Source organism: Alkalihalobacterium sp. TH-98 (genome assembly GCF_057473385.1).
This window is the reverse complement of the sequence record NZ_JBYCKM010000016.1, coordinates 1-21,372: the sequence shown is the minus strand read 5'-3', so window position 1 is coordinate 21,372 and position 21,372 is coordinate 1. Positions and strand designations below refer to the sequence as shown.

Here is a 21,372-nt window from a genome sequence, read left to right as displayed (position 1 = left end):
AGTTGAGGAGCATCGGAGGTTAGCTATGAGCTTCATTCAGTTTGATAACGTTACCAAATATTATAACAGAGCGGCTACTCCTGCCGTTGACCAATTAAATCTTGAGATTTTAGAGGGTGAAATCATCACGCTCTTAGGACCAAGTGGTTGTGGAAAAACGACAACGTTAAGAATGCTAGCAGGATTTGAACAACCGACTAAGGGAAAAATTCAAATTGGTGATGAAGTCGTTTATGATGAACGACGCTCCTTACCCCCAGAAAAACGAGGGATAGGGATGGTGTTTCAAGACTATGCCTTATTTCCGCATCTTACAATTGAAAAGAATGTTACGTTTGGTTTAAATAAATGGAAAACAAGAGATAAGAAGAAACGCGCACAAGAAGTTCTCGAGTTAGTTGGCCTAGGTGAATTTGGGCATCGCTTGCCAAGTGAATTATCGGGAGGACAACAACAACGTGTTGCATTAGCTCGAGCACTAGCACCAAAGCCCAAAGTAATTTTAATGGATGAGCCATTTAGTAACTTAGATGCTGGTCTGAGAGAAAAAATGCGTTATGACGTAACGAATATTTTAAGAAAAGCAAAAGCAACGGCAATCATTGTAACCCATGACCAAAAAGATGCTTTTGCGGTGTCTGACCGAGTCGTTGTTATGAATGAAGGAATCATCCAGCAAATTGCTGCTCCCAGGGAAATGTATCGTTGTCCAAAAAACTGCTTTGTAGCTCAATTCGTTGGTAAAACAAATTTAATTTCTGGGACTTTATGTCCGGACTTAAAACACGTTGAAACGCATATTGGCCGTGTTTGTTTACCTCAGCAATCCGATAAGACTATCGATAATGTGATGGTATCTATTCGCCCGGAAGGCTGTCGTCTGGCTGAAGAAGGACGTTACGCTGGAATGGTAGAACGGGTTACATACAGCGGTGAATACCAAGAATTACATGTCCGTTTACAATCAGATCAAACATCTAATGAGCCGATGGTTATTTATGCACCAATCGAACAAGATATTGAGATCGGTAGTGTAGTGACATTTGATATAACTCCGGAATTAGTAGCTTTAGTAGATTAATTAAATAATATGCTGGACTGACTCATAAAGTGCCCGCTTCTTTCGCAAACTATAGGTAGTTTTTACACGCTCTATCTTGCGGATTAGAGGACTTTTCTTGTGAGCCAGTCTTTTTTTTTTTTTGCCATAAAATCGTAACTTTCTACAAAACTAAAATTTTTTTAAAAAAGTGTGTTGACAATGATTATCAATTGCAATATACTACGAATTGTAGTTGAGAGTGAGAATGAGTTTCATTCCAATTACAAATAAAAAAGTTACATATTTATGGGGGGAAACATACGCAATGAAAAAATCATTAAAACTTTTAATTGTTGCTATGATGGCACTAGCATTAGTGTTTGTAGCAGCTGCTTGCGGTAGTCAAGAAGAAACTCAAACAGAACCAGAAACAGGTGGGGAACAACCACAAGAAGAGCAACAAGAAGATGCACAAGAAGAAGCAGTTGCTGAATTAGAAGGTGAGATCGTAGTTTATTCAAGCCGTAATGAGAAGTTCGTTCAACCATTACTTGATAAATTTGCTGAAGAAACTGGTTTAACAGTAAGACCTTTACATGAAGCTGATGCACTTCAATTAAGAGAAGAAGCTGGAAATGTTCAAGCTGACATTTTCATTTCAAATGATGTCGGTGCTTTAGAATATTTACGTATGGAAGATTTATTAACTGGATTTGACGGTGAGGGTGTGGAAGCAATCGACGCACAATACCGTGCGGATGATAATTCTTGGATCGCACTTTCGGCAAGATCACGTGGTTTCATCTATAACAAAGATATGATTACAGAAGAAGAAATGCCAAAAACAATGGAAGATTTAATGGATGATAAATTTAATGGACAATATGCTATCACTCGTGGTGGAAATGGTGGTATGATTGGTAATGTATCAGCACTACGTAACGAGTGGGGCGATGAGAAAACAGCTGAATGGATTGAAGCAATTAAAGAAAATGCAGCTGGTATTTATAACGGCCACGGTGATATTCGTATGGCAGTAGGTGCTGGTGAGCATGCGTTTGGTTTAGTTAACAACTATTACTATCACCAACAATTAGAAGAACCAACAAATAACAACGTTGGCTTCATCTACCCTGACCAAGGTGAAGGTGAAATGGGAGTTATTGCAAACGCTGCTGGTGTAGGTCTTGTAAAAGGTGCTCCAAATGAAGCAAATGCAAAAGCGTTCATTGAGTGGTTACTATTACCTGAAAATCAGTTAGCTTTCGTTGGTGAGTCTTTAGAAATTCCAATTAACCCTGAATTAGAACCTCCATACGAGCACGCTGTAAAATTTACTGAGTTAAAAGTACAAAAAATGCCGTTAAAAGATCTTGGTCAGTACTTTGAAGATACAAAAGATTTAATTGAACAGTCAGGCTTAGACCTTGAATTAAGATAATTGCAATATATGATTTTGCGACTTAGGAGAGGGCATAATGAGTAATGAGAAGCAACGTAAAAATGAATTGAATAATGATCAAAATGCCAAGGTTGGAGAGAATTTTTCTCCAACCATTCTCCGTTTCTTTAGAAGAAAGTGGATGGATATTTGGCGAGGTAATCCACCAGGTACTGTATTGCTTTTGTTCGGCTTATTTACTGGGTTAATCATGTCAGTACCTATTATTTATGTAATCTGGCAGTCACTATTTGCAGGTGTAGACCGGTGGAAGCGTTTGCTGGATGGACGCATACCACAACTCTTATGGGATACGTTTTCACTCACGTTTGCCGTAACCGTTTGCGCGGTTGCAATTGGGGTCACACTAGCATGGGTTGTCGTGCGAACAGATATACCAGGTCGTAAAATGTGGCAATGGTTATTAGCACTTCCACTCGTTATACCACCATACGTTGGAGCCATGACCTATATTATTGTCTTTGGACCGACCGGATGGGTTCGTGACTATTGGCGCGATACACCATGGTTAGTAAACTTACTTGGTGATTATCCGATAAATATCTATTCATTTTGGGGTGTTTTCTTCGTCTTAACAATGTTTACTTACCCATATGTCTTTTTAATTGCGAGTGCTTCACTTCGAAAGATGAACCGTAATTTTGAAGAAGTGGCTCGATCGCAAGGGATGAACACACGACAAATCTTTTGGAAAGTTAACTTGCCGTTTTTACGACCGGCAATTGGGGCGGGCGCGATCCTCATATCGTTATACGTTTTATCGGACTTTGGTGCCATTGCAATGATGCGTTATGTTACATTTACAGCTGCGATTTATTTTCAAAGAGCAAGCTTTGACACTGCTTCAGCTTCGGTTTTAAGTTTAGTACTTATATTATTGACGGTTTTAATATTATGGATCGAGGCTAAAACAAGGAAAAAGAGCAAATATTATCAAACATCCAATACATTTAAAGAGCCGGATATCTTATCTTTAGGAAAGTGGAAAGTTCCGACATTATTTTTTGTAAGTACTGTGTTTTTTGTATCGGTATTATTGCCGATTACTGTACTCGTGTATTGGTCCATTATTGGAATAGGTATGGGTGCACTTGATGAGAGATTCTTTGGCTTTGCTTGGAACAGCTTGCGAGTTTCAGGGTTTGCGGCCTTGTTGTGTATGATTTTAGCGTTGCCAATTATCTATTTGAAGTCTCGCTATCCTTCGGTGATATCAAGTACGATTGATAAGTTAAGTTATGCAGGATATGCATTGCCTGGTGTAATTGTTGCTTTAGGGATGATCTTTATCTTTAATAATCACATCCCAGCTCTATACAATACTTTCTATATGGTAGCTCTTGCTTTTGTTGTACGTTTCTTACCACAAGCGATGCAAGCAGGCGAGGCATCTTTAAGTCTAGTATCGCCAAGGATCGATGAAGCAGCACGAAGTTTAGGACAACCACCTTGGAAAGTCATGTTTAAAGTTATTTTACCTTCGATACTGCCAGGCGTGTTAGCTGGAGGGGCACTTGTATTTGTTAGTTCAATAAAAGAACTGCCGGCAACACTTATGCTTCGCCCACCAGGGTTTGATACGTTAGCAGTAAGGGTTTATGTTGAAGCAAAAGAGGCGTTTTATTATTTGGCTGCGCCATCTGCTTTAATTATTATTCTTGTATCTATTATTCCGTTACGATACTTGTTGAAAAAATATTAAATAAATGTTTGATTAATAAAAGAAAGGCTGATTCTATAGTGTTTGTCTGTCTCTTTGTTGAGATAGTAAAGACAAGCATTCGGAGTCAGTCTTTTTGCATGTTAAGGAAAAATTGTCAGCGTTGGACGTAAGGGATGAAGTGCACAAACGTCTCTGATCTACCTTAAAGCACACCAATCATTGTTTTCTTTGTTAATTTTCCGCAAACACATTGACACCGATAATCATTATCAATTAAAATATAGTTAATGAAAATGAGAGTTATTATCAATTGAAAAATTAAAGGAGGAATTAACTGTGTCAGCTCTTCTTATTGTCGGTGCCGATCATTTAGGTAAAATTCCAAGTAAATTAGCTACCGTAGGGTTTAATGAAGTCATTCATGTAAGCGGGAGGAAAGTTCAGCAAGTGAAACGGGAAATTCCAGCTCACGTCGATTTAGTACTCGTTCTAACTGATTACATAAATCACAATTTATCTTCTGTTCTAAAAAAGAAAGCGAATGAACAAGGTGTACCTATTTGTTATGCGAAGCGGTCCTGGTGTTCAATCTACCAAGCAATTGGAAGCTGTCAGTATGAAGGCTGTCCAAATAAAACCAACTGTCAAATATAAAACTGAAACGAAGGTGCAACAAATGTTTAGAAGTCATATCGGTTTTCAAAAGCCACATCTCTTCATTCAAGAGAATTTAAGCAGTGAATTACAATCTATTGTTAACAACGTAATAGAGGGTTATTTCAACATTAATGAACAGGATAGAAATGCTTATCATATTCTATTGTTAATCGCAGAGCACTGGAAAAAAGTCGATGTCAACCAATTCTCAAGATCAACAGATTATTACACGGTCTTGGCCAAAACAACAGACTTATTATTAAAAGGGTTATCCTATAATGAAGGTGGAAGTTCTCATTTTATAGAGGATCAACTCGTTATTTTGAACCAATTACCGAATGATAATGGTATGCGAGCTACTGCATTCCTTATGGAAACAAATCAACAAGAGGTAGAGGTTATCTGTAACCAGATCAAAAAATACTTAGTGAAAAAAGGGACAACAGGTTTACGCTACATCAGCATTTACTCTTTGGTAGATGGAAACGTATATAAGTTATATGACCGGAAATAAAAATGAGTGCTAAGGTGCCCATTTTTATTTTTTTTGCATTTAACATCTAGACAGATGGCCATAAATATGAAAAAATAAATGTTGTGTGAAGTCAACTTTATTGAGAGAGGTAAAGACAGGCGATATTTTTTTACGCTAAAATTTGCCTAAAGGAAACAGTTTTTTATACATGAAAGAACTTGTACTAACGTACGTATATATTTCGAAGGGGGAATGATTGTGAAAAAACGATTACTTTTATTAGTGTCAGCGATGGTACTATCTTTATTTTTAGTAGCATGCGGTGAAGGAGAAGTGGAACAAGAAGGTACGAAAGAAGGATTAAGTATTACTACAAGCTTTTCAATCTTAGGTGACGTAGTTGAAAACGTAATAGGGGACCGTGGAACGGTAGAATACATCGTACCAATTGGGGAAGAGCCGCATGAGTATGAGCCAATACCAAGTGATTTTCAAAAAGTGAGTGACTCTGATGTTTTTTATGTAAACGGAATGGGTTTGGAAGAGTGGCTTGAGAAACTCGTTCAAAACGCTGGAGATGTTCCAGTTGTAACTCTTTCTGAAGGTGTTACTGCTATTCCACTTACTAATGAAGATGGAGAAGATCCTCACATCTGGCTTGATGTGCAAAATGTCATTTTAATGGTTAATAATTTAGTTGAAGATTTAGTGGAACGCGACCCAGATGGTGCAGAAACATATCGAGCAAATGCAGAAGCATATGTTCAAGAGCTAGAAGAGTTAGATACTTGGATTAAGGCTGAAATTGAAGCGATTTCTGAAGATGCTCGTATGATTGCTGTAAGTGAAGATGCGTTTAGATACTTTGGGCAGGCGTACGGTATTGATACTGCGGGGATCTGGGAGATTAACTCTCATGAGGAAGGAACGCCAAGTCAAATTTCTGGATTAGTAGATAAAATTCAAGAAAGAAACGTACCGGCCGTATTCGTTGAAACAACAGTAGATCAACGTTATATGGAAACAGTTGCAAATAATGCAGGTGTTGAAATTGCTGGAGAAGTGTATACCGATGCTGTCGGTCAAGACGGATCTGGTGCAGAAACATATATTAAAATGATGGAACATAATGTGAATGTTTTTGTGGAAGGATTAAATCAATAATTTACGATATAAATGTGAAAGAGCACCTAAGTGTGCTCTTTTTATATTGCCTTAATTATTAAAGGTAAAGAAAATGAAAAGGCTGACTCATTCATTATGAGCCTCTTAAATGCCGGTTTTAAAAGAAACGCATTAAAATCCCAATGGCAACTAATACAGCAAACCCAATCCAAAGTGCTTTTTGAAAGGTTGCAACGTTTAAACGGCGTTTACGCCAACGATTTGGATTGAAAGAAACTTCATCTGGATCATGAACATGGCGATACGCGTAAAAAGGTCGTGCATTCGCCAAGAAAATAGGTGCAAGCGCTGCGCCGCCTATTAAACCGAATAAATGCGCAAGAATATTAATATTAGTGTTTACGAAGGTCATAACGAGACCAATAATTAAAATCGTCATTACGATTTGTGAATTGGCTTGATCAATTAAATCTTTTCTGTTTAAAACCATGTAGAGATATACACCGAATAAACCAAAGATGGCGCCGGAAGCCCCTAAATGTGGCGGATATGAAAGGCCGCCTAAATAGAAAGTAGCGATGTTTGCAATAATCCCCGCTAATAGATAGATTGAAATAAATTTAACTTTACCAAGCATCTTTTCTAGTGCTGGTCCGAATAAAACGAGTGAGAATGAATTAAATAGCACGTGACCTACACCTAAATGCATAAAAATAGGTGTAATGAGACGCCAGTATTCACCTTGTGCAACGGCTGGATTAAATCCGATTCCAATATTACGAACGAGATAGCCAAAAGGCAGAAAGTTCATCCAAACAAAAAGAATAAGGTGAATAGCTACAATAACTGTAATGACAGGATAATTACGTCGGAAAGAGTAAAAGCTTTCATTTCGTATAAACATAGAAAACCACCTTTTTACTTCATTTCTCTTCCATACTACCATGAAATGAACAGGTTATGATAAGTTTATGATTGCAAGTTGAGAATATCACTACTTCAAATTAGTATGTTAAATATAGATAAGTTTAGTCCTTAACAAGAGTAGGGAATACTGATGGTACAAAACGAAGGAGAACAAATCAATGATAAAAGGAACAGGAATTGATATTGTAGAAATTGGAAGAATTCAAAAGGCAATGGAGCGAACAGAAAAATTTGTCCTGCGAATTTTAACACCAAATGAAAGAAAAAAATTCAACAACCTCTCAAAACACCGGCAAATTGAATTTGTGGCAGGGCGTTTTGCAGCTAAGGAAGCATTCGTTAAAGCGCTAGGTACTGGAATTTCCAAAGAAGTTGGCTGGCAGGATGTTGAGGTCGTTAATGATGTACATACTGGGAAACCGAAGATAACTTGGAAGGGCGATGAAACCGTACATTTATCGATCTCTCACTCAAAAGAATTTGCAGTTGCTCAAGTAATTATTGAAAGCTTGTCAAGCTAGTCTGCATATTGTGTGAGTTTGTCTCATATAGTGATAGTGCGGTTAGGAGAAAGCCAGTTTACAACAAGAGTAATTGACTCATAGTTTTTGAGTGTTAGGACGTGCGCTATTAATTATGAATGTCTAACACGGGGTTTGTGATAAGCGATAGAAAAGAAAAGAACTCAGACTTCTTTTACATTGTCATCATTGATAAACTTCTTAGCTAGAAGTTTCTGAGGGATATCTTCTGTCGGCTATTGCTTTGACTCAGATCCGTGACATTACAAATTAAATGATAGGCACGCATTTCTTCCTTTGCTCGTGAGACAATTACTTGAAAACGTATAACTGATGTCTTTCTTTTGTCGTGAAATATGAGACGAAGGGGTGAACTGTAGTGAGAAGGAAAGGACTAGTTGCATTGTTCGTCAGCGTCATTCTCACTCTTGTATTAGCGGGTTGCGGTGAAAAAACGCAGGAGGACATTATTGAAGGGTTAGATCAAAAGCTTAGCGAAATGACCGGCTATAAGACAGATGCTACCATGGTATTACAAACAGGAAAAGAACCACAACAGTATGATGTTGAAGTATGGCATCAGGTAGAAAATCATTATCGTGTAGCTTTAAAGAATGATGAGAAGAACCAAAGTCAAATCATTCTTCGTAACGATGACGGGGTGTTCGTTTTAACACCAGCTTTAAATAAGAGCTTCCGTTTTCAAAGTGACTGGCCAAAAAACAACAGCCAAGTCTACTTATACGAATCTTTAATTGCTGATATTTTAAATGACCCAGATCGTACGTTCCAAGCAACTGAAGATCACTATGTGTTTCAAACGAAAACAAATTATCAAAACAAGAACTTAAACAGTCAAGAAATTATGCTGAACAAGAAAGACCTTACACCTGCATCTGTAAAGATCATGAATACCGACCTACAGCCGCTTGTGCAAGTGACGTTCAGTTCATTTTCAATGAATCCTAGCTTCAATGAAGATGATTTTGATATGGAACGTAATATGACAGCTGCACAAATGGGTCAGGAAATTCCAACGCTAGCTGAGGAAGCAACACCATTGACTGTACTTTATCCGATGTATGAACCACAAGGCACTGCATTAACAAATTCAGAAACGGTTCGAACAGAAGACGGTGAAAAAGTCGTTCTAACGTATTCTGGAGAAAATAACTTTACTTTAATCCAAGAGAAGAGCCGTGTTGTTCCAGCAAGTACACCGATGAATGTAAGTTCTGGTGATCCAGTAGACTTAGGATTTACAGTTGGTGTCATGTCCAATGGTTCACTTATGTGGACGTATCAAGGAGTTGACTTCTATTTGGCATCAAACGACCTAGAGGCTGAAGAAATGATGTCTATCGCTCGTTCGGTTTACGGGACATTGGAAAAATAACTGAATAAATAGGTTGGAGGCTGATCTAAGTAACTTTGCCAACATTTGTACCTGATATAATAAAAAACCAATTATACTGTACAGACGAGGCTTAGACACGAATAGTCAGCCTCTTTCTTTTTTTATACGACTTTAGAATTGTTGACAGTTAGTACAAAGAAAACGATAATCACAATAAAGAGAATAGCTGCATTTTGGAAGGTGGAGAGCGCTTTGCAACGTTGGAATGACTCTTTTTATCGTGATACATGGGTTGAAGTCAACCTTGATTGTATAAAGGAAAATGTTCGGAATATTAAAGCGAGTTTTCAACATAAAATGGATATTATGGCAGTTGTAAAGGCAGATGGGTATGGTCATGGTGCAGTTCCTGTAGCGGAAGCAGCACTGGAAGCCGGTGCTTCTTACTTAGCGGTAGCAATCCTAGATGAAGCGATTCAATTACGACATGCCGATATTAAAGCACCTATATTAGTCCTAGGTGCTATTCGTCCTGAGGATTTAGAAGTAGCGGCCAAGCATGATATTACTATTACGGTCTTCTCAGCTGAATGGTTAGAAAGAGCCATAACAGTCTATCGTGGTGATAAGCGTATAAAAATTCATGTGAAATTCGATACAGGCATGGGGAGAATTGGTATAAGAGAAGAAAAAGAGGGAAAAGCTGTAATTGAGCTTGTCGAAGAAGATCAACGCTTTGAAATAGAAGGTATATACACTCATTTTGCTACTGCTGATGAACTGTGTGATGTTTATTTTAATAAGCAGCACGAACGATTTACACAACTGATAAGCTTGATGGAAGAGTGGAAAGTGGATATTTCGATTATTCATTGTGGCAACAGTGCAACAGGTTTAATGCACCCTGAGAAGGCATTTAATATGTTTCGTCTAGGAATTTCGATGTACGGCCTTACTCCTTCAATGGAAATAAAAGATAAACTACCTGTTCAACTCAAAGAAGCATTTTCTCTACATTCCAAGCTGATACAAGTTAAACATGTTCCACCCGAAGAAGGAATCAGTTATGGCGTAACGTATAAAACAAAAGAGTGGGAATGGATTGGAACGATCCCAATCGGTTATGCAGATGGTTGGTTCCGCTATCATTCTACACAGAATGGTTCCGTATTAGTAGGCGGACAATATGTTCCATTTGTTGGTAGGATATGTATGGATCAATGTATGGTAAAATTACCTTATGAAATCTCGGTAGGTTCAAAGGTAACATTAATCGGTGCGCAAGGAGATCAAATGATTTCAGTAGACGATATTGCTAAGCGATTATCAACGATTAATTATGAAATCCCTTGTATGATTGGTCCAAGAATCCCAAGAGTTTATATCAAGAACGGCGAAGTATATGCTGTAAAAAACAAATTAGTACCGCAATAAAAAAATATTAACTTAAAAAATAATGAAGAACGACTTTGCAATTCAGCTTAGAGAGTGCTATTATTATAACGGAATGTAAATAGGTCGTACCGTACGTTGGGGGTGTATGTTTGTGTCTGAACAAGCCACAAAGCGAATTATGATTAGTTTGCCGCAGAACCTTTTAAACGAAGTAGATGGGGTAGTTAAACAGGAAAATGTAAATCGGAGTGAATTTATCTCCCAAGCTACAAAGATGTATCTTCGAGAACGAAAAAGACGTCAAATTCGTGAGTCGATGCAGCAGGGTTATATGGAAATGGCAAAGATCAATTTAAACATTGCATCAGAAGCCTTTCTTGCTGAGGAGGAAGCAGAGCACACCCTAGATCGCTTAGTTAGTGGGGTGTAGCTGTTGATTGTAAAACGTGGCGATGTTTACTTTGCTGACCTATCTCCTGTTGTTGGTTCAGAGCAAGGTGGAGTTAGGCCTGTTCTCATCATTCAAAACGATATCGGGAATCGGTTTAGTCCAACTGTCATCGTCGCGGCGATAACAGCCCAAATTCAAAAAGCAAAGTTACCGACTCATGTAGAAATTAACGCTAAGCGTTATGGATTTGATCGAGATTCGGTGATCTTGTTAGAACAAATTAGGACGATTGATAAACAACGACTAACTGACAAAATCACACATTTGGACGACGACATGATGAGTCGCGTGGATGATGCGCTTCAAATTAGTTTAGGTCTTATTAATTTTTAATTTTTAAGTTTACAGTAAATGCTGAAAAAGTTACTTCTCCTAATAAGATGAGGTAGCTTTTTTATTTTTTTCTGACACTGAATGAGTTGTGTATATATATGATATTAATGGAGCGTGTGAAGTGTGAATTCGCACGCTGTTTTTGTGGTCTACGGTTGGTGAGTGTTTGGGATTTTTACTACCTGTCTAATGAATGATCTACGGTGCTCGTTGTATAGGTTGTTTTGCTTATCTAGTTTCATCCATTTTTTACTATATGCGGAATTTGGTTGTATTGAAATTTATAAGGGAATCAAATTAGGGAACTCACAGGCCCTTATTCCAGTTAAAAGTCGCTCTTTATTAATTTTAGAGGACTCAGAAGCCCTTATTTCCCTATTTTAAGGTGATTTTCCTTGATTTGATGCAAATAAGATCCTCTCAGTCCGCGAAATGCTCTAACAAGGCCGTTTTGTTCAAATAGAGGCCTCTCAGTCCGCGAAAAGTGGAATAAGGCCATTCTTTGTGAAAATATTAATTTAGGTTTGTCTCGGTTAAGCGGTCCAGTCCCTACGTCGCTAACCGTGCACCACCGCTTTTCTACTGTCTAGCTGCAGGTACCATAGGCTCCTAGTCGCTGCTTCGGTCCAACCGCGTGTCCGAAAAGCAGGACACGCCGGTTGGACCTCCAGGCTTGTCGCCGATAAGCAGGTACCTTTCGCATTTCTACAAAGTACATCTTTTGCAACTTTTTTGTGAACGTGAAATAATAGAATGATATGGAGGTGTAGTCATTGCAACCAGATATTATTGAAATTATTTTGCAAAATAAAGCAGATTTAAAAGCGCGTTGGCTTAAAGAAATTGATGCGGTACGTAAAGAAACATACATGAAAAATGTAACTGAACATGTGTTTGAAAGTACGAACCAAGAATTTGTTGAATTAATTCTAGATACATTGCATTGGGGTCAAGTAGAGGCGACTGAGCGAATTGGACAGTATTCGGAGCGTTTAGTTCGTGCGGGAATGCAGTTGGAATATATTACTCAGGGCTTACAAGCGTTTCGTCGTGTTATTTTAGAGATGTTAACGGAAAGAGAAAACGATAGTAAGAGAATCGTTTCATTATTCTATGAAATTGAAACTTGGATTGATGGCATCATTAATAAAGTGATCCATAACTATTCCGGTTCGTGGCAAAATACGTTTGAATTACAAAAATTATCTTTACTAGAACTTTCTGCGCCGCTCATACCGATATTTGAAAATATTTCAATCATGCCTCTTATTGGGACGATTGATACTGCCAGGGCGAAACTCATAATGGAAAATCTATTAAATGGCGTCATTAAGCACCGAGCGGAAGTGGTTTTAATTGATATAACAGGGGTACCGGTCGTTGATACCATGGTGGCACACCACATCATTCAAGCAGCTGAAGCCGTTCGTTTAGTTGGATCAAGATGTATACTAGTTGGGATTAGACCAGAAATTGCCCAAACGATTGTAAATTTGGGGATTGATCTAAGTCAATTTCCGACAAAGAGTACACTTCGAAAAGGGGTCGAAACTGCGTTTGAATTGACAAATAAACGCTTGGTAGATTTATAGATTGTAAAGGAGTAGGTGGCCTAAGAATGAGTATGCGAATACCAATTTTAAAGCTGAAAGACTATTTACTCGTCAGTGTTCAAATCGAATTAGACGATCAGACGGCACTGCAGTTTCAAGAAGATTTACTTAATAAAATTCATAAAGAAGGTTCAATGGGTGTTGTGATTGACCTGACAAGCGTAGAGATGATTGACTCATTTATTGCAAAAGTACTTGGTGATGTCGTTGATATGTCTAATTTAATGGGAACGAAAGTAGTGCTAACCGGAATACAGCCTGCTGTAGCCATCACACTAGTTGATATGGGAATTGAGTTAGGTGGTGTCCAAACGGCGCTCGATTTAGAGCAAGGGTTGGAAAAGTTGCAGCAAGTATTGGAGGGGTAACGATGACCCAAACTTGTGTAGAGGTCAAAAGTGAGTGGGAGATTGTTGCAGCTAGACAAGCCGGTAGGAACTTAGCAAAGGAAATTGGTTTTGGCACGGTAGATCAAGCGAGAATTGCAACGGCGATATCTGAACTTGCTCGAAATATTTATTTATATGCACAACAAGGAACAATTTGCATTGAACGAGTTATTGGGACAAGCGAAAATTCTTTTCAAGAAGGAATTAAAATTATTGCATCCGACCAGGGACCAGGAATAGATGATATCCGACAAGTGATGGAAGATGGTTTTACCACTTCTGGAGGCTTAGGCGCAGGTCTTCCGGGTGTTAAAAGATTAATGGATGATTTTCAGATTGAAACGAATGTAGGGGAAGGAACTGTTATAACGGTAACGAAATGGCTTAGATAAGGAGGGGAAGCGATGATTGAAGCTGAAAGTCTCGATCTAACTTTGGAATCCGAATATAAAGGTTTACTTCGTACATTTTTAGAAAATAAGAGTGAACAAGACTTGTATGATGCTCAGCGGTATAGTAAACGTTTATTAGAAAACCAAATTTCCCCAGAAGACATGGTGAGTTTACACTGTGCCGTATTAGAAGAGATGTTTGAAGATCTATCGAGTGATATTAAGGAGTCTTTTTCGTTTTTACTTGAGATCATGGTAGGTTATGGTTTAGCCTATAGGGAACATCAGAGTTTAAGGGACAAGCAATTAGAATTAGAAATGCAAATTGATGTTGCTGCTAATATGCAACAAACTCTCTTGCCTAAAGAAATACCGCAAATGCCAGAAGTTGATATCGGAGTAATTAGTGTTCCGGCCGGGAAGATGAGTGGAGATTATTATTATTGCGTCAAAAATGAAAGCGGCCAGTTAGCAGTCGCAATCGCCGATATTATCGGAAAAGGTATACCTGCAGCGATGTGCATGTCGATGATTAAATATGCTATCGATAGTATGCCGGCTTACACTCTTGAACCTAGTACTTTACTTAATAACCTAAATCGTGTGGTCGAACAAAATATAGATCCTAGTATGTTTATTACAATGATGTACGGATCGTATGACACGAATGATCACAGCTTTGTTTACTCAGGTGCAGGCCATGAACCAGGGTTTTACTACAGTGCGACACAAGATCGATTTACAGATTTATACGCAAAAGGTCTTGTACTCGGCGTTTCCAATAACACTAATTTCCGTGAGTATAAGTTAGAAGTGAGTGTTGGAGATGTCATTGTTTTACTATCTGATGGCGTTACCGAATGTAGGATTGGGGAGCACTTCATTGAACGCGAAGAAATTACAGCGCTTCTTCGACGTTACATTCACCTAACCCCACAAGAGATTGTCGAGAAAATTTACGATGATTTAGCTCAGTTGCAAGATTTCTCACTGAATGATGATTTTACGATGATTGTCATTCGAAGAAAGGTTTAAAAAAATGATAGAGTGGTAAATAAAAGGAGAAGGATTTTCTCAGGAGGGGTATTATGAACTTAGAAATACGTCAAGAAACCAAGGAAAACTTACATTTATTACACTTGTCAGGAGAAGTTGATGCTTTTACAGCGCCGAAATTAAGAGAGGTATTGATACCGTTAACTGAGGAAAGTGGTATAAGAGTTATTGTTGACTTATCTGATGTAGAATATATTGATAGTACTGGCTTGGGAATATTTATTGGTGCCCTAAAATCTACGCACAATTATGACAGCCACATCCAACTTCAAGGACTATCTAGCCGTTTGCACAGATTATTTAAAATTACTGGTTTAGATGAAGTGATTGATATTGAAGATCAAGAAAAGGAGGGAAAGCAATGACCCGTCAAAGTGATCGCATCGAGATGAAAGTTCCTGCAAAACCAGAGTATGTAGGAGTCATCCGTTTGACTGTTTCTGGAATTGCAAATCGAATCGGCTACACCTACGATGATATTGAAGATATAAAAATTGCTGTTGCAGAAGCATGTACGAACGTTGTAGAGCACGCTTATGAAGATGATGGTTGTATATCAGTGACCTTTCATGTATTTAGTGACCGATTAGAAGTAGTTGTAGCAGATAGTGGGGAAAGTTTCGATATAGAAGGTATTAGAGATCAGCTAGGACCGATTGATGCAAGTCAGCCTATCAATGAGTTAAAAGAAGGAGGGCTGGGCCTCTTTCTCATCAACACTTTAATGGATAAGGTAGAGATGAGTGAAAAAGACGGTGTTATTTTAATGATGACGAAGTATTTAGGAAGAGATGGGGTGGAACGATATGTCGACGAAACCTCAGCCACGACCCAATAGTCAAGATGGTGTAATGTTATGGATTACACAGTATCAAAAAAATGAATCGGATGAGGCGCAGACGAAATTAGTAGACCATTATAAGCCGCTAGTACAAACGTTATCTCGCAAGTTTTCAAAAGGACCTGAACACGCAGAAGATCTTTACCAAGTCGGTATGTTAGGGTTACTCGGTGCTATTCGAAGATTTGACCCAACTGTAGGAAAGAGCTTTGAATCTTTTGCTGTGCCTACTGTCATCGGTGAAATTAAACGGTATATTCGGGATAAAACGTGGAGTGTTCATGTTCCCAGGAGAATTAAAGAATTAGGACCTAAAATAAAAAAGGCTGTTGATCAATTGACGAATGAATTACAACGTTCTCCAAAGGTTGAGGAAATTGCAGAACTCATTGGTGTTACTGTTGAAGAAGTTTTAGAAGCAATGGAAATGGGCAGAAGTTATCAAGCTCTATCTGTTGACCGACCGATTGAAGCTGATCAAGAAGGTGGGGAGGCGACGCTGTTAGACCTTGTTGGCCGTCCGGAAGAAGGATACGAGCAAACCGACCACCAAATTCTCTTAGAAAAAGCGTTTCTTGTTTTAAGTGAGCGGGAGAGGCAGATCTTGCAGCTTACCTATTATGAAAACCTAAGTCAAAAAGAGACGGGAGAGCAATTAGGAATTTCTCAAATGCATGTATCAAGACTACAACGAAGAGCGCTACAAAAGCTGCGTGAAACAATTGATGTTAAACCGACCGAGTGTTTAAAATGATTGAATTTCAAAAAAAACAACATGTGAGCATTTCAGTTTATCAGAAACCGAAGAATGGAAATATGCTTTGTGGGGATTCCTATGTCGTTGTAGAAAAAGAAAACTATGTTGTGTGTGCTGTTTCTGACGGGTTAGGGAGTGGCGAACAAGCTTATGCTTCATCTGTTACGGTAATGGAAGTCATTCAACAAAACCATCATGAAAATGTAAAGAAAATAGTGGAGCTATGTAATCAAAGTCTTGTCTCAAAGCGAGGGGTTGTATTGACCGTTGTCAAATTTGACCGGAATGATAGAAAGGTTCACTATAGCAACATTGGGAATATTGGTTTTTTGTTTTATTCTTCAAAAGGACAAATGATCAGACCGATTCCTTATCGAGGTTTTTTATCGGGACGGAAAATTAACGTTAAAGCCGAGAGTTTTCCCTATGACCCTGGCAGTATTTTTGTCATTTTTTCAGATGGGGTTAAGCTAAGTGGATTAAAACACGAAAACTTAACAGATTTGCGTTCAAAGGAAGAGGCGGATCGATTTATTGAAAGACATGTGAGTGCAGTTGATGATGACTTGACGCTTCTCGTTGGACAATTACATTAAATCCTTAAGGGGTCTGGCTACGTTTTATCGTATCGGACTCCTTTTTGGTACTTATAGAACGTTGTTTTAAAACATGTTTTTGTAATAAAAGGATTGGGGAGTGATATGTCGAAGGTTATTATGGTGAGTCGACTTTTAAGCATAATTCAATATAATAGAAGAAATGCTAACATGGCAAGATGTGTATAGAGGAGAGATGAACTTGAGTAATCCAGAACAACGTCAACAAATGATGATGAAGATCGGTAAAGAATTAAATCTACCAACTAAAACGGTTCAGCAAGTAATCGAACTAATAGAGGAAGGAAATACAGTCCCTTTTATTGCACGTTACCGAAAAGAGCTAACAGGTGGAATTGACGAGGTTCAAATCCGGTCAATAACGGAAACGTGGCAGTATGCTGTGAACTTAAGTGAAAGAAAAGGCGAGGTTATTCGTCTTATTGATGAACAGGGAAAACTAACAGATGAATTAAAAGCAGCAATTGAAAAAGCAGGAAAGCTTCAAGAAGTGGAAGATTTGTATCGACCGTATAAACAAAAGCGCCGGACAAAAGCAACGGTCGCAAAAGAGAAAGGCCTTGAACCATTGGCAGGATGGCTGTTCTCTTTACCAAAGGCAGCGGATGTGGAAGAAGAAGCAAAGAAATTTATCTCTGAAGAACATGAAGTACTCTCGATTGAAGACGCGCTCCAAGGGGCTAAAGATATTATTGCAGAATGGATTTCTGATGATGCTGATGTTCGTAAGCATATTAGAGAACTTGCTTTTAGGGAAGGGATTATTTCTACAAAAGCAAAAGATGCGGATAAAGACGAAAAAGGAATTTATGAGATGTACTATGAGTATGAGGAGCCACTAAAGCGAGTCGTTCCACACCGTATTCTGGCTATGAATCGTGGTGAAAAAGAAGACATTTTACGTGTTGGAGTTACATTCCCTGTGCAGAAAATTGAAACGTATATGCATAGAAATTACATAAAAAATAGTAGTTCAAATGCTGTGACCTATGTATCTGAAGCAATTGAAGATGGGTATAAGCGACTAATCGAGCCTTCAATTGAGCGTGAGATCCGTAATGAACTAACGACGAAAGCAGAAGAACAGGCGATACATATTTTTTCAGAGAACTTAAAGAACCTTTTACTTCAAGCACCTATTAAAGATCACACGGTACTGGGTGTCGACCCTGCTTATCGAACGGGTTGTAAGTTAGGTGTCGTAGATGATACTGGGAAAGTTCTAGACATTACAGTGATTTACCCAACACCGCCTCATAATAAAGTAGAAGAAGCGAAAAAAGTAGTGAACCGTTTAATCAAGCAGCATAATATTGATGTCATTGCGATTGGGAACGGTACAGCATCGAGAGAAACTGAACAGTTTATTGCTGATATCATCAAAGAAAACAACTTGCCGATTTCTTATCTCATTGTTAATGAAGCGGGAGCCAGTGTGTATTCGGCTTCAGATCTTGGACGTGAAGAGTTCCCAGATTTACAAGTCGAAGAACGCAGTGCAGTTTCCATTGCTCGAAGGTTGCAAGATCCATTAGCTGAGCTAGTTAAAATTGACCCGAAATCTGTAGGTGTTGGTCAATACCAGCATGACGTTTCTCAGAAAAGGTTGGCGGAGTCCTTAGGATTTGTTGTAGAGACGGCAGTAAACCGTGTAGGTGTCAATGTAAATACAGCATCACCTTCATTACTTCAATATGTAGCAGGTTTATCGAAAGTGGTTGCTAATAATGTGGTCAAAAAGCGTAATGAAGAAGGGAAATTTACGTCACGCCAACAATTAAAGAAAGTCCCTAGACTAGGTGATAAAACGTACGAACAGTGTGTTGGTTTCTTGAGAATACCAGAAGGAGACAACCCATTAGATAATACAGCTATTCACCCGGAGTCATATACGGAAACAAAAAGATTGCTTGAAGCGGTAGGATCTAGCATGGGGGAACTTGGTACAGATACCTTAAAAGAAAAACTTCAGCAAATTTCATTATCTGAGATGGCACAAAACTTAGGGATTGGTGAACCGACCTTAAAGGATATTATTGATGCGCTTATTCGTCCGGGACGCGACCCGCGTGATGATTTAGCCAAGCCATTATTGAAAAAAGGTGTATTAGCACTAGAAGACTTACAAAAGGGAATGGAGTTACAAGGGACTGTAAGAAATGTAGTTGATTTCGGTGCATTTATAGACGTTGGTGTAAAACAAGATGGTCTCGTCCACATTTCTAAATTAAGCAATCGTTTTGTGAAGCATCCTCTAGAAGTTGTAGCGGTTGGGGAAGTTGTTACCGTTTGGGTTGATGATGTTGACCTTAAAAAGCAAAGGGTCGCTTTAACGATGCTTGAACCTGAAAAACAAATAAATGAATGAATAAAAGGCTGACTAAGTCAGCCTTTTATTAATTACTTTTTTCAATTACTGTATTTCTTTTAAATTGTGTCCTTTGATAATAGAACCAACACTGGTTGAGTAATTTAATTTGGTATCGATTCTTTTGAAAGAAAGCAGTTTTTAGTTGCTTTCTTAACCAGTAGGGCATAAGCTAGCAGCTCCTTAATCATTTATGTTACTATGATTAATATATGTATGACAGTTTGTCAAAGTTGATAGAAATTTGAAAGTAATTTATTAAAAGGAGAAAAAAGTCGTGAAGCAAGAAGAGTTGCAATCCATGGTTGAGGAAATTTCATTAACGTATTTTAAACGACCATTTACCCACCAAGCTCGATTTAACCATCGCCTTAGAACAACAGGTGGGCGGTACTTGCTGCATACCCATGACATTGAATTCAATCCAAAACAGTATGAAGCCTTTGGTAAAGAAGAGCTCATCTCCATTATTAAACACGAATTATGTCATTATCACCTGCACATACAAAGGAAAGGTTATCAACATAAAGATAAGGATTTTAAAGATTTATTAAAACAAGTAGGTGGAGCTAGATATTGTAAAGCACTCTCTAATGAAAGATCTTACTCCAAGAAACGGTATATTATTCAATGTACAAGCTGTTCCTTAAAGTACACTAGAAAAAGAAAGTTTGACCTTTCGCGATATGCTTGTGGTAAGTGCGGCGGGAAATTAAAGATGCTAAAAATGGATGTTGACCATTAAAATGTTCTGTGATATATTATAGAAGTCGCTGCAAGACAGTTTGTCCAAGTAATTGCGACATTTCCTCAAAAGAACTTGACGTCATGATTGAAATGATGTAAGATAGTTCAAGTCCAATAATTATTCCACAGTAGCTCAGTTGGTAGAGCAATCGGCTGTTAACCGATCGGTCGCAGGTTCGAGTCCTGCCTGTGGAGCCAGTGGAGAAGTACTCAAGTGGCTGAAGAGGTGCCCCTGCTAAGGGTATAGGTCGGGTAACCGGCGCGAGGGTTCAAATCCCTCCTTCTCCGCCAGTAATATTGGCCCGTTGGTCAAGCGGTTAAGACACCGCCCTTTCACGGCGGTAACACGGGTTCGAATCCCGTACGGGTCACCAATATAGAAATTTTAAAGAAAAAGAAGTGGGAGCTTAGATCAAAAGTGTTTCAGGAAGTCCTTTCTCACACTCTAACATCTAACCTTTGCATCTTACAACCAGCATGGAGGATTAGCTCAGCTGGGAGAGCACCTGCCTTACAAGCAGGGGGTCGGCGGTTCGAGCCCGTCATCCTCCACCATATATTAGTTTATTGTAACGCTTTTGTGTTATTCAGCATTTAATAACTTTGTAGCGGTTTGTGGTCCCGTGGTGTAGCGGTTAACATGCCTGCCTGTCACGCAGGAGATCGCGGGTTCGATTCCCGTCGGGACCGCCATTTTTTATTTATAAAAGAAATTAAGCGGGTGTGGCGGAATTGGCAGACGCGCTAGACTTAGGATCTAGTGTCTTTGACGTGGGGGTTCGAGTCCCTTCACCCGCACCAATGTGCGAATATAAAGCGGTCGTGGCGGAATGGCAGACGCGCTAGCTTGAGGGGCTAGTGGGGGCAACCCCGTGGAGGTTCGAGTCCTCTCGGCCGCACCAATATAATATATGAATATATAATAGAAGCGCCCTTAGCTCAGCTGGATAGAGTGTTTGACTACGAATCAAAAGGTCGGGAGTTCGAATCTCTCAGGGCGCGCCATAATGTACGGGAAGTGGCTCAGCTTGGTAGAGCACCTGGTTTGGGACCAGGGGGTCGCAGGTTCAAATCCTGTCTTCCCGACCATCATTATATGCGGGTGTAGTTTAATGGTAAAACCTCAGCCTTCCAAGCTGATGTCGTGGGTTCGATTCCCATCACCCGCTCCAATTGGGGCCTAT

Annotated in this window: 23 protein-coding genes and 10 tRNA genes; 31 read left to right on the top strand and 2 right to left on the bottom strand. The window is 38.9% G+C overall.

Going from position 1 to position 21,372, the window contains the following annotated elements; translation table 11 throughout:
- Positions 1-25 precede the first annotated feature (25 nt).
- From AC2VNP_RS07030 to AC2VNP_RS07005, 6 genes are all read left to right on the top strand, one after another.
- Positions 26-1,081: an ABC transporter ATP-binding protein gene (locus tag AC2VNP_RS07030; protein WP_486916646.1), complete on the top strand. Its 1,056-nt coding sequence runs from the start codon at positions 26-28 to the stop codon at positions 1,079-1,081.
- Positions 1,082-1,367: 286 nt separating this feature from the next.
- Positions 1,368-2,483, top strand: a complete 1,116-nt coding sequence (locus AC2VNP_RS07025; RefSeq protein ID WP_486916645.1) for an extracellular solute-binding protein — start codon at positions 1,368-1,370, stop codon at positions 2,481-2,483.
- Positions 2,484-2,520: 37 nt separating this feature from the next.
- On the top strand, positions 2,521-4,206 hold the full coding sequence (locus AC2VNP_RS07020) for an ABC transporter permease (protein WP_486916644.1): 1,686 nt from the start codon (positions 2,521-2,523) through the stop codon (positions 4,204-4,206).
- A gap of 297 nt (positions 4,207-4,503) precedes the next feature.
- Positions 4,504-4,821: a DUF2325 domain-containing protein gene (locus AC2VNP_RS07015; RefSeq protein WP_486916643.1), complete on the top strand. Its 318-nt coding sequence runs from the start codon at positions 4,504-4,506 to the stop codon at positions 4,819-4,821.
- Positions 4,784-5,338, top strand: coding sequence for a hypothetical protein (locus AC2VNP_RS07010; RefSeq protein WP_486916642.1), 555 nt, complete (start codon positions 4,784-4,786; stop codon positions 5,336-5,338). The genes AC2VNP_RS07015 and AC2VNP_RS07010 overlap by 38 nt, the downstream gene beginning before the upstream one ends.
- 213 nt (positions 5,339-5,551) lie before the next feature.
- Positions 5,552-6,463 (top strand): metal ABC transporter substrate-binding protein, encoded by a 912-nt coding sequence (locus AC2VNP_RS07005; protein ID WP_486916641.1) that lies wholly within the window; start codon positions 5,552-5,554, stop codon positions 6,461-6,463.
- Between the two features lie 118 nt (positions 6,464-6,581).
- Here the strand turns inward: AC2VNP_RS07005 and AC2VNP_RS07000 are convergent, their stop codons facing one another.
- A complete protein-coding gene (locus tag AC2VNP_RS07000; protein WP_486916640.1) occupies positions 6,582-7,328 on the bottom strand; it encodes a rhomboid family intramembrane serine protease in 747 nt (248 codons plus the stop codon).
- Between the two features lie 181 nt (positions 7,329-7,509).
- On the opposite strand from AC2VNP_RS07000, the gene acpS reads away from it, so the two are divergent.
- From acpS to AC2VNP_RS06930, 14 genes are all read left to right on the top strand, one after another.
- Entirely contained in the window at positions 7,510-7,872 is a 363-nt protein-coding gene (gene acpS, locus AC2VNP_RS06995) for a holo-ACP synthase (protein WP_486916639.1), read from the top strand.
- Positions 7,873-8,251: 379 nt separating this feature from the next.
- Positions 8,252-9,268 carry a LolA family protein gene (locus AC2VNP_RS06990; RefSeq protein WP_486916638.1) on the top strand — a complete coding sequence of 339 codons (1,017 nt, stop codon included), beginning with the start codon at positions 8,252-8,254 and terminating at the stop codon, positions 9,266-9,268.
- Between the two features lie 213 nt (positions 9,269-9,481).
- Positions 9,482-10,663, top strand: coding sequence for an alanine racemase (gene alr, locus AC2VNP_RS06985; protein WP_486916637.1), 1,182 nt, complete (start codon positions 9,482-9,484; stop codon positions 10,661-10,663).
- 106 nt (positions 10,664-10,769) lie between these two features.
- Positions 10,770-11,054, top strand: coding sequence for a CopG family ribbon-helix-helix protein (locus AC2VNP_RS06980; protein WP_075387513.1), 285 nt, complete (start codon positions 10,770-10,772; stop codon positions 11,052-11,054).
- Positions 11,055-11,057: 3 nt separating this feature from the next.
- Entirely contained in the window at positions 11,058-11,408 is a 351-nt protein-coding gene (locus tag AC2VNP_RS06975; protein WP_075387512.1) for a type II toxin-antitoxin system PemK/MazF family toxin, read from the top strand.
- Positions 11,409-12,181: 773 nt separating this feature from the next.
- Positions 12,182-13,000 (top strand): STAS domain-containing protein, encoded by an 819-nt coding sequence (locus AC2VNP_RS06970; protein ID WP_486916636.1) that lies wholly within the window; start codon positions 12,182-12,184, stop codon positions 12,998-13,000.
- Positions 13,001-13,032: 32 nt separating this feature from the next.
- Complete coding sequence (locus tag AC2VNP_RS06965) at positions 13,033-13,389, top strand: STAS domain-containing protein (protein WP_486916670.1); 357 nt, start codon at positions 13,033-13,035, stop codon at positions 13,387-13,389.
- A gap of 2 nt (positions 13,390-13,391) precedes the next feature.
- Positions 13,392-13,802 (top strand): anti-sigma regulatory factor, encoded by a 411-nt coding sequence (locus tag AC2VNP_RS06960; RefSeq protein WP_486916635.1) that lies wholly within the window; start codon positions 13,392-13,394, stop codon positions 13,800-13,802.
- A 12-nt stretch (positions 13,803-13,814) separates the two neighbouring features.
- Positions 13,815-14,837, top strand: coding sequence for a SpoIIE family protein phosphatase (locus AC2VNP_RS06955; protein WP_486916634.1), 1,023 nt, complete (start codon positions 13,815-13,817; stop codon positions 14,835-14,837).
- Positions 14,838-14,890: 53 nt separating this feature from the next.
- Positions 14,891-15,223 (top strand): anti-sigma factor antagonist, encoded by a 333-nt coding sequence (locus AC2VNP_RS06950; RefSeq protein WP_486916633.1) that lies wholly within the window; start codon positions 14,891-14,893, stop codon positions 15,221-15,223.
- Positions 15,220-15,696 (top strand): anti-sigma B factor RsbW, encoded by a 477-nt coding sequence (rsbW, locus tag AC2VNP_RS06945; protein ID WP_486916632.1) that lies wholly within the window; start codon positions 15,220-15,222, stop codon positions 15,694-15,696. Before AC2VNP_RS06950 ends, rsbW begins: the two co-directional genes overlap by 4 nt.
- Positions 15,665-16,453: an RNA polymerase sigma factor SigB gene (gene sigB, locus AC2VNP_RS06940; RefSeq protein WP_486916631.1), complete on the top strand. Its 789-nt coding sequence runs from the start codon at positions 15,665-15,667 to the stop codon at positions 16,451-16,453. The genes rsbW and sigB overlap by 32 nt, the downstream gene beginning before the upstream one ends.
- Positions 16,450-17,052, top strand: coding sequence for a PP2C family serine/threonine-protein phosphatase (locus AC2VNP_RS06935; RefSeq protein WP_486916630.1), 603 nt, complete (start codon positions 16,450-16,452; stop codon positions 17,050-17,052). Before sigB ends, AC2VNP_RS06935 begins: the two co-directional genes overlap by 4 nt.
- A 232-nt stretch (positions 17,053-17,284) precedes the next feature.
- Entirely contained in the window at positions 17,285-19,441 is a 2,157-nt protein-coding gene (locus tag AC2VNP_RS06930; RefSeq protein WP_486916669.1) for a Tex family protein, read from the top strand.
- Positions 19,442-19,469: 28 nt separating this feature from the next.
- On the opposite strand, the gene cmpA is transcribed toward AC2VNP_RS06930, so the two are convergent.
- Positions 19,470-19,610, bottom strand: a complete 141-nt coding sequence (cmpA, locus tag AC2VNP_RS06925; RefSeq protein WP_486916629.1) for a cortex morphogenetic protein CmpA — start codon at positions 19,608-19,610, stop codon at positions 19,470-19,472.
- 108 nt (positions 19,611-19,718) lie between these two features.
- On the opposite strand from cmpA, the gene AC2VNP_RS06920 reads away from it, so the two are divergent.
- From AC2VNP_RS06920 to AC2VNP_RS06870, 11 genes are all read left to right on the top strand, one after another.
- Positions 19,719-20,186, top strand: a complete 468-nt coding sequence (locus AC2VNP_RS06920) for a SprT family protein (protein ID WP_486916628.1) — start codon at positions 19,719-19,721, stop codon at positions 20,184-20,186.
- Between the two features lie 124 nt (positions 20,187-20,310).
- Positions 20,311-20,386: transfer RNA gene (locus AC2VNP_RS06915), tRNA-Asn, on the top strand.
- A 2-nt stretch (positions 20,387-20,388) separates the two neighbouring features.
- Positions 20,389-20,479: transfer RNA gene (locus AC2VNP_RS06910), tRNA-Ser, on the top strand.
- Positions 20,480-20,487: 8 nt separating this feature from the next.
- Positions 20,488-20,562 (top strand) — tRNA-Glu (locus tag AC2VNP_RS06905).
- A 105-nt stretch (positions 20,563-20,667) separates the two neighbouring features.
- Positions 20,668-20,743 (top strand) — tRNA-Val (locus AC2VNP_RS06900).
- A gap of 62 nt (positions 20,744-20,805) precedes the next feature.
- A tRNA-Asp gene (locus tag AC2VNP_RS06895) sits at positions 20,806-20,881 on the top strand.
- Positions 20,882-20,905: 24 nt separating this feature from the next.
- Positions 20,906-20,989, top strand: a tRNA-Leu gene (locus AC2VNP_RS06890).
- 15 nt (positions 20,990-21,004) lie between these two features.
- Positions 21,005-21,090: transfer RNA gene (locus AC2VNP_RS06885), tRNA-Leu, on the top strand.
- A gap of 26 nt (positions 21,091-21,116) precedes the next feature.
- Positions 21,117-21,193, top strand: a tRNA-Arg gene (locus tag AC2VNP_RS06880).
- Between the two features lie 7 nt (positions 21,194-21,200).
- Positions 21,201-21,277 (top strand) — tRNA-Pro (locus AC2VNP_RS06875).
- 9 nt (positions 21,278-21,286) lie between these two features.
- Positions 21,287-21,360 (top strand) — tRNA-Gly (locus AC2VNP_RS06870).
- The last annotated feature ends 12 nt before the right edge of the window (positions 21,361-21,372 follow it).

What these genes read in the sequence shown, in the direction of transcription:
- AC2VNP_RS07030 (WP_486916646.1), top strand. Translation starts at nt 26, where the DNA reads ATGAGCTTCATTCAGTTTGATAACGTTACCAAATATTATAACAGAGCG.
- AC2VNP_RS07025 (WP_486916645.1), top strand. Translation starts at nt 1,368, where the DNA reads ATGAAAAAATCATTAAAACTTTTAATTGTTGCTATGATGGCACTAGCA.
- AC2VNP_RS07020 (WP_486916644.1), top strand. Translation starts at nt 2,521, where the DNA reads ATGAGTAATGAGAAGCAACGTAAAAATGAATTGAATAATGATCAAAAT.
- AC2VNP_RS07010 (WP_486916642.1), top strand. Translation starts at nt 4,784, where the DNA reads ATGAAGGCTGTCCAAATAAAACCAACTGTCAAATATAAAACTGAAACG.
- AC2VNP_RS07005 (WP_486916641.1), top strand. Translation starts at nt 5,552, where the DNA reads ATGATTGTGAAAAAACGATTACTTTTATTAGTGTCAGCGATGGTACTA.
- AC2VNP_RS07000 (WP_486916640.1), bottom strand. Translation starts at nt 7,328, where the DNA reads ATGTTTATACGAAATGAAAGCTTTTACTCTTTCCGACGTAATTATCCT.
- acpS (WP_486916639.1), top strand. Translation starts at nt 7,510, where the DNA reads ATGATAAAAGGAACAGGAATTGATATTGTAGAAATTGGAAGAATTCAA.
- AC2VNP_RS06980 (WP_075387513.1), top strand. Translation starts at nt 10,770, where the DNA reads ATGTTTGTGTCTGAACAAGCCACAAAGCGAATTATGATTAGTTTGCCG.
- AC2VNP_RS06965 (WP_486916670.1), top strand. Translation starts at nt 13,033, where the DNA reads ATGCGAATACCAATTTTAAAGCTGAAAGACTATTTACTCGTCAGTGTT.
- AC2VNP_RS06960 (WP_486916635.1), top strand. Translation starts at nt 13,392, where the DNA reads ATGACCCAAACTTGTGTAGAGGTCAAAAGTGAGTGGGAGATTGTTGCA.
- AC2VNP_RS06955 (WP_486916634.1), top strand. Translation starts at nt 13,815, where the DNA reads ATGATTGAAGCTGAAAGTCTCGATCTAACTTTGGAATCCGAATATAAA.
- AC2VNP_RS06950 (WP_486916633.1), top strand. Translation starts at nt 14,891, where the DNA reads ATGAACTTAGAAATACGTCAAGAAACCAAGGAAAACTTACATTTATTA.
- rsbW (WP_486916632.1), top strand. Translation starts at nt 15,220, where the DNA reads ATGACCCGTCAAAGTGATCGCATCGAGATGAAAGTTCCTGCAAAACCA.
- sigB (WP_486916631.1), top strand. Translation starts at nt 15,665, where the DNA reads ATGTCGACGAAACCTCAGCCACGACCCAATAGTCAAGATGGTGTAATG.
- AC2VNP_RS06935 (WP_486916630.1), top strand. Translation starts at nt 16,450, where the DNA reads ATGATTGAATTTCAAAAAAAACAACATGTGAGCATTTCAGTTTATCAG.
- AC2VNP_RS06930 (WP_486916669.1), top strand. Translation starts at nt 17,285, where the DNA reads ATGATGAAGATCGGTAAAGAATTAAATCTACCAACTAAAACGGTTCAG.
- cmpA (WP_486916629.1), bottom strand. Translation starts at nt 19,610, where the DNA reads ATGCCCTACTGGTTAAGAAAGCAACTAAAAACTGCTTTCTTTCAAAAG.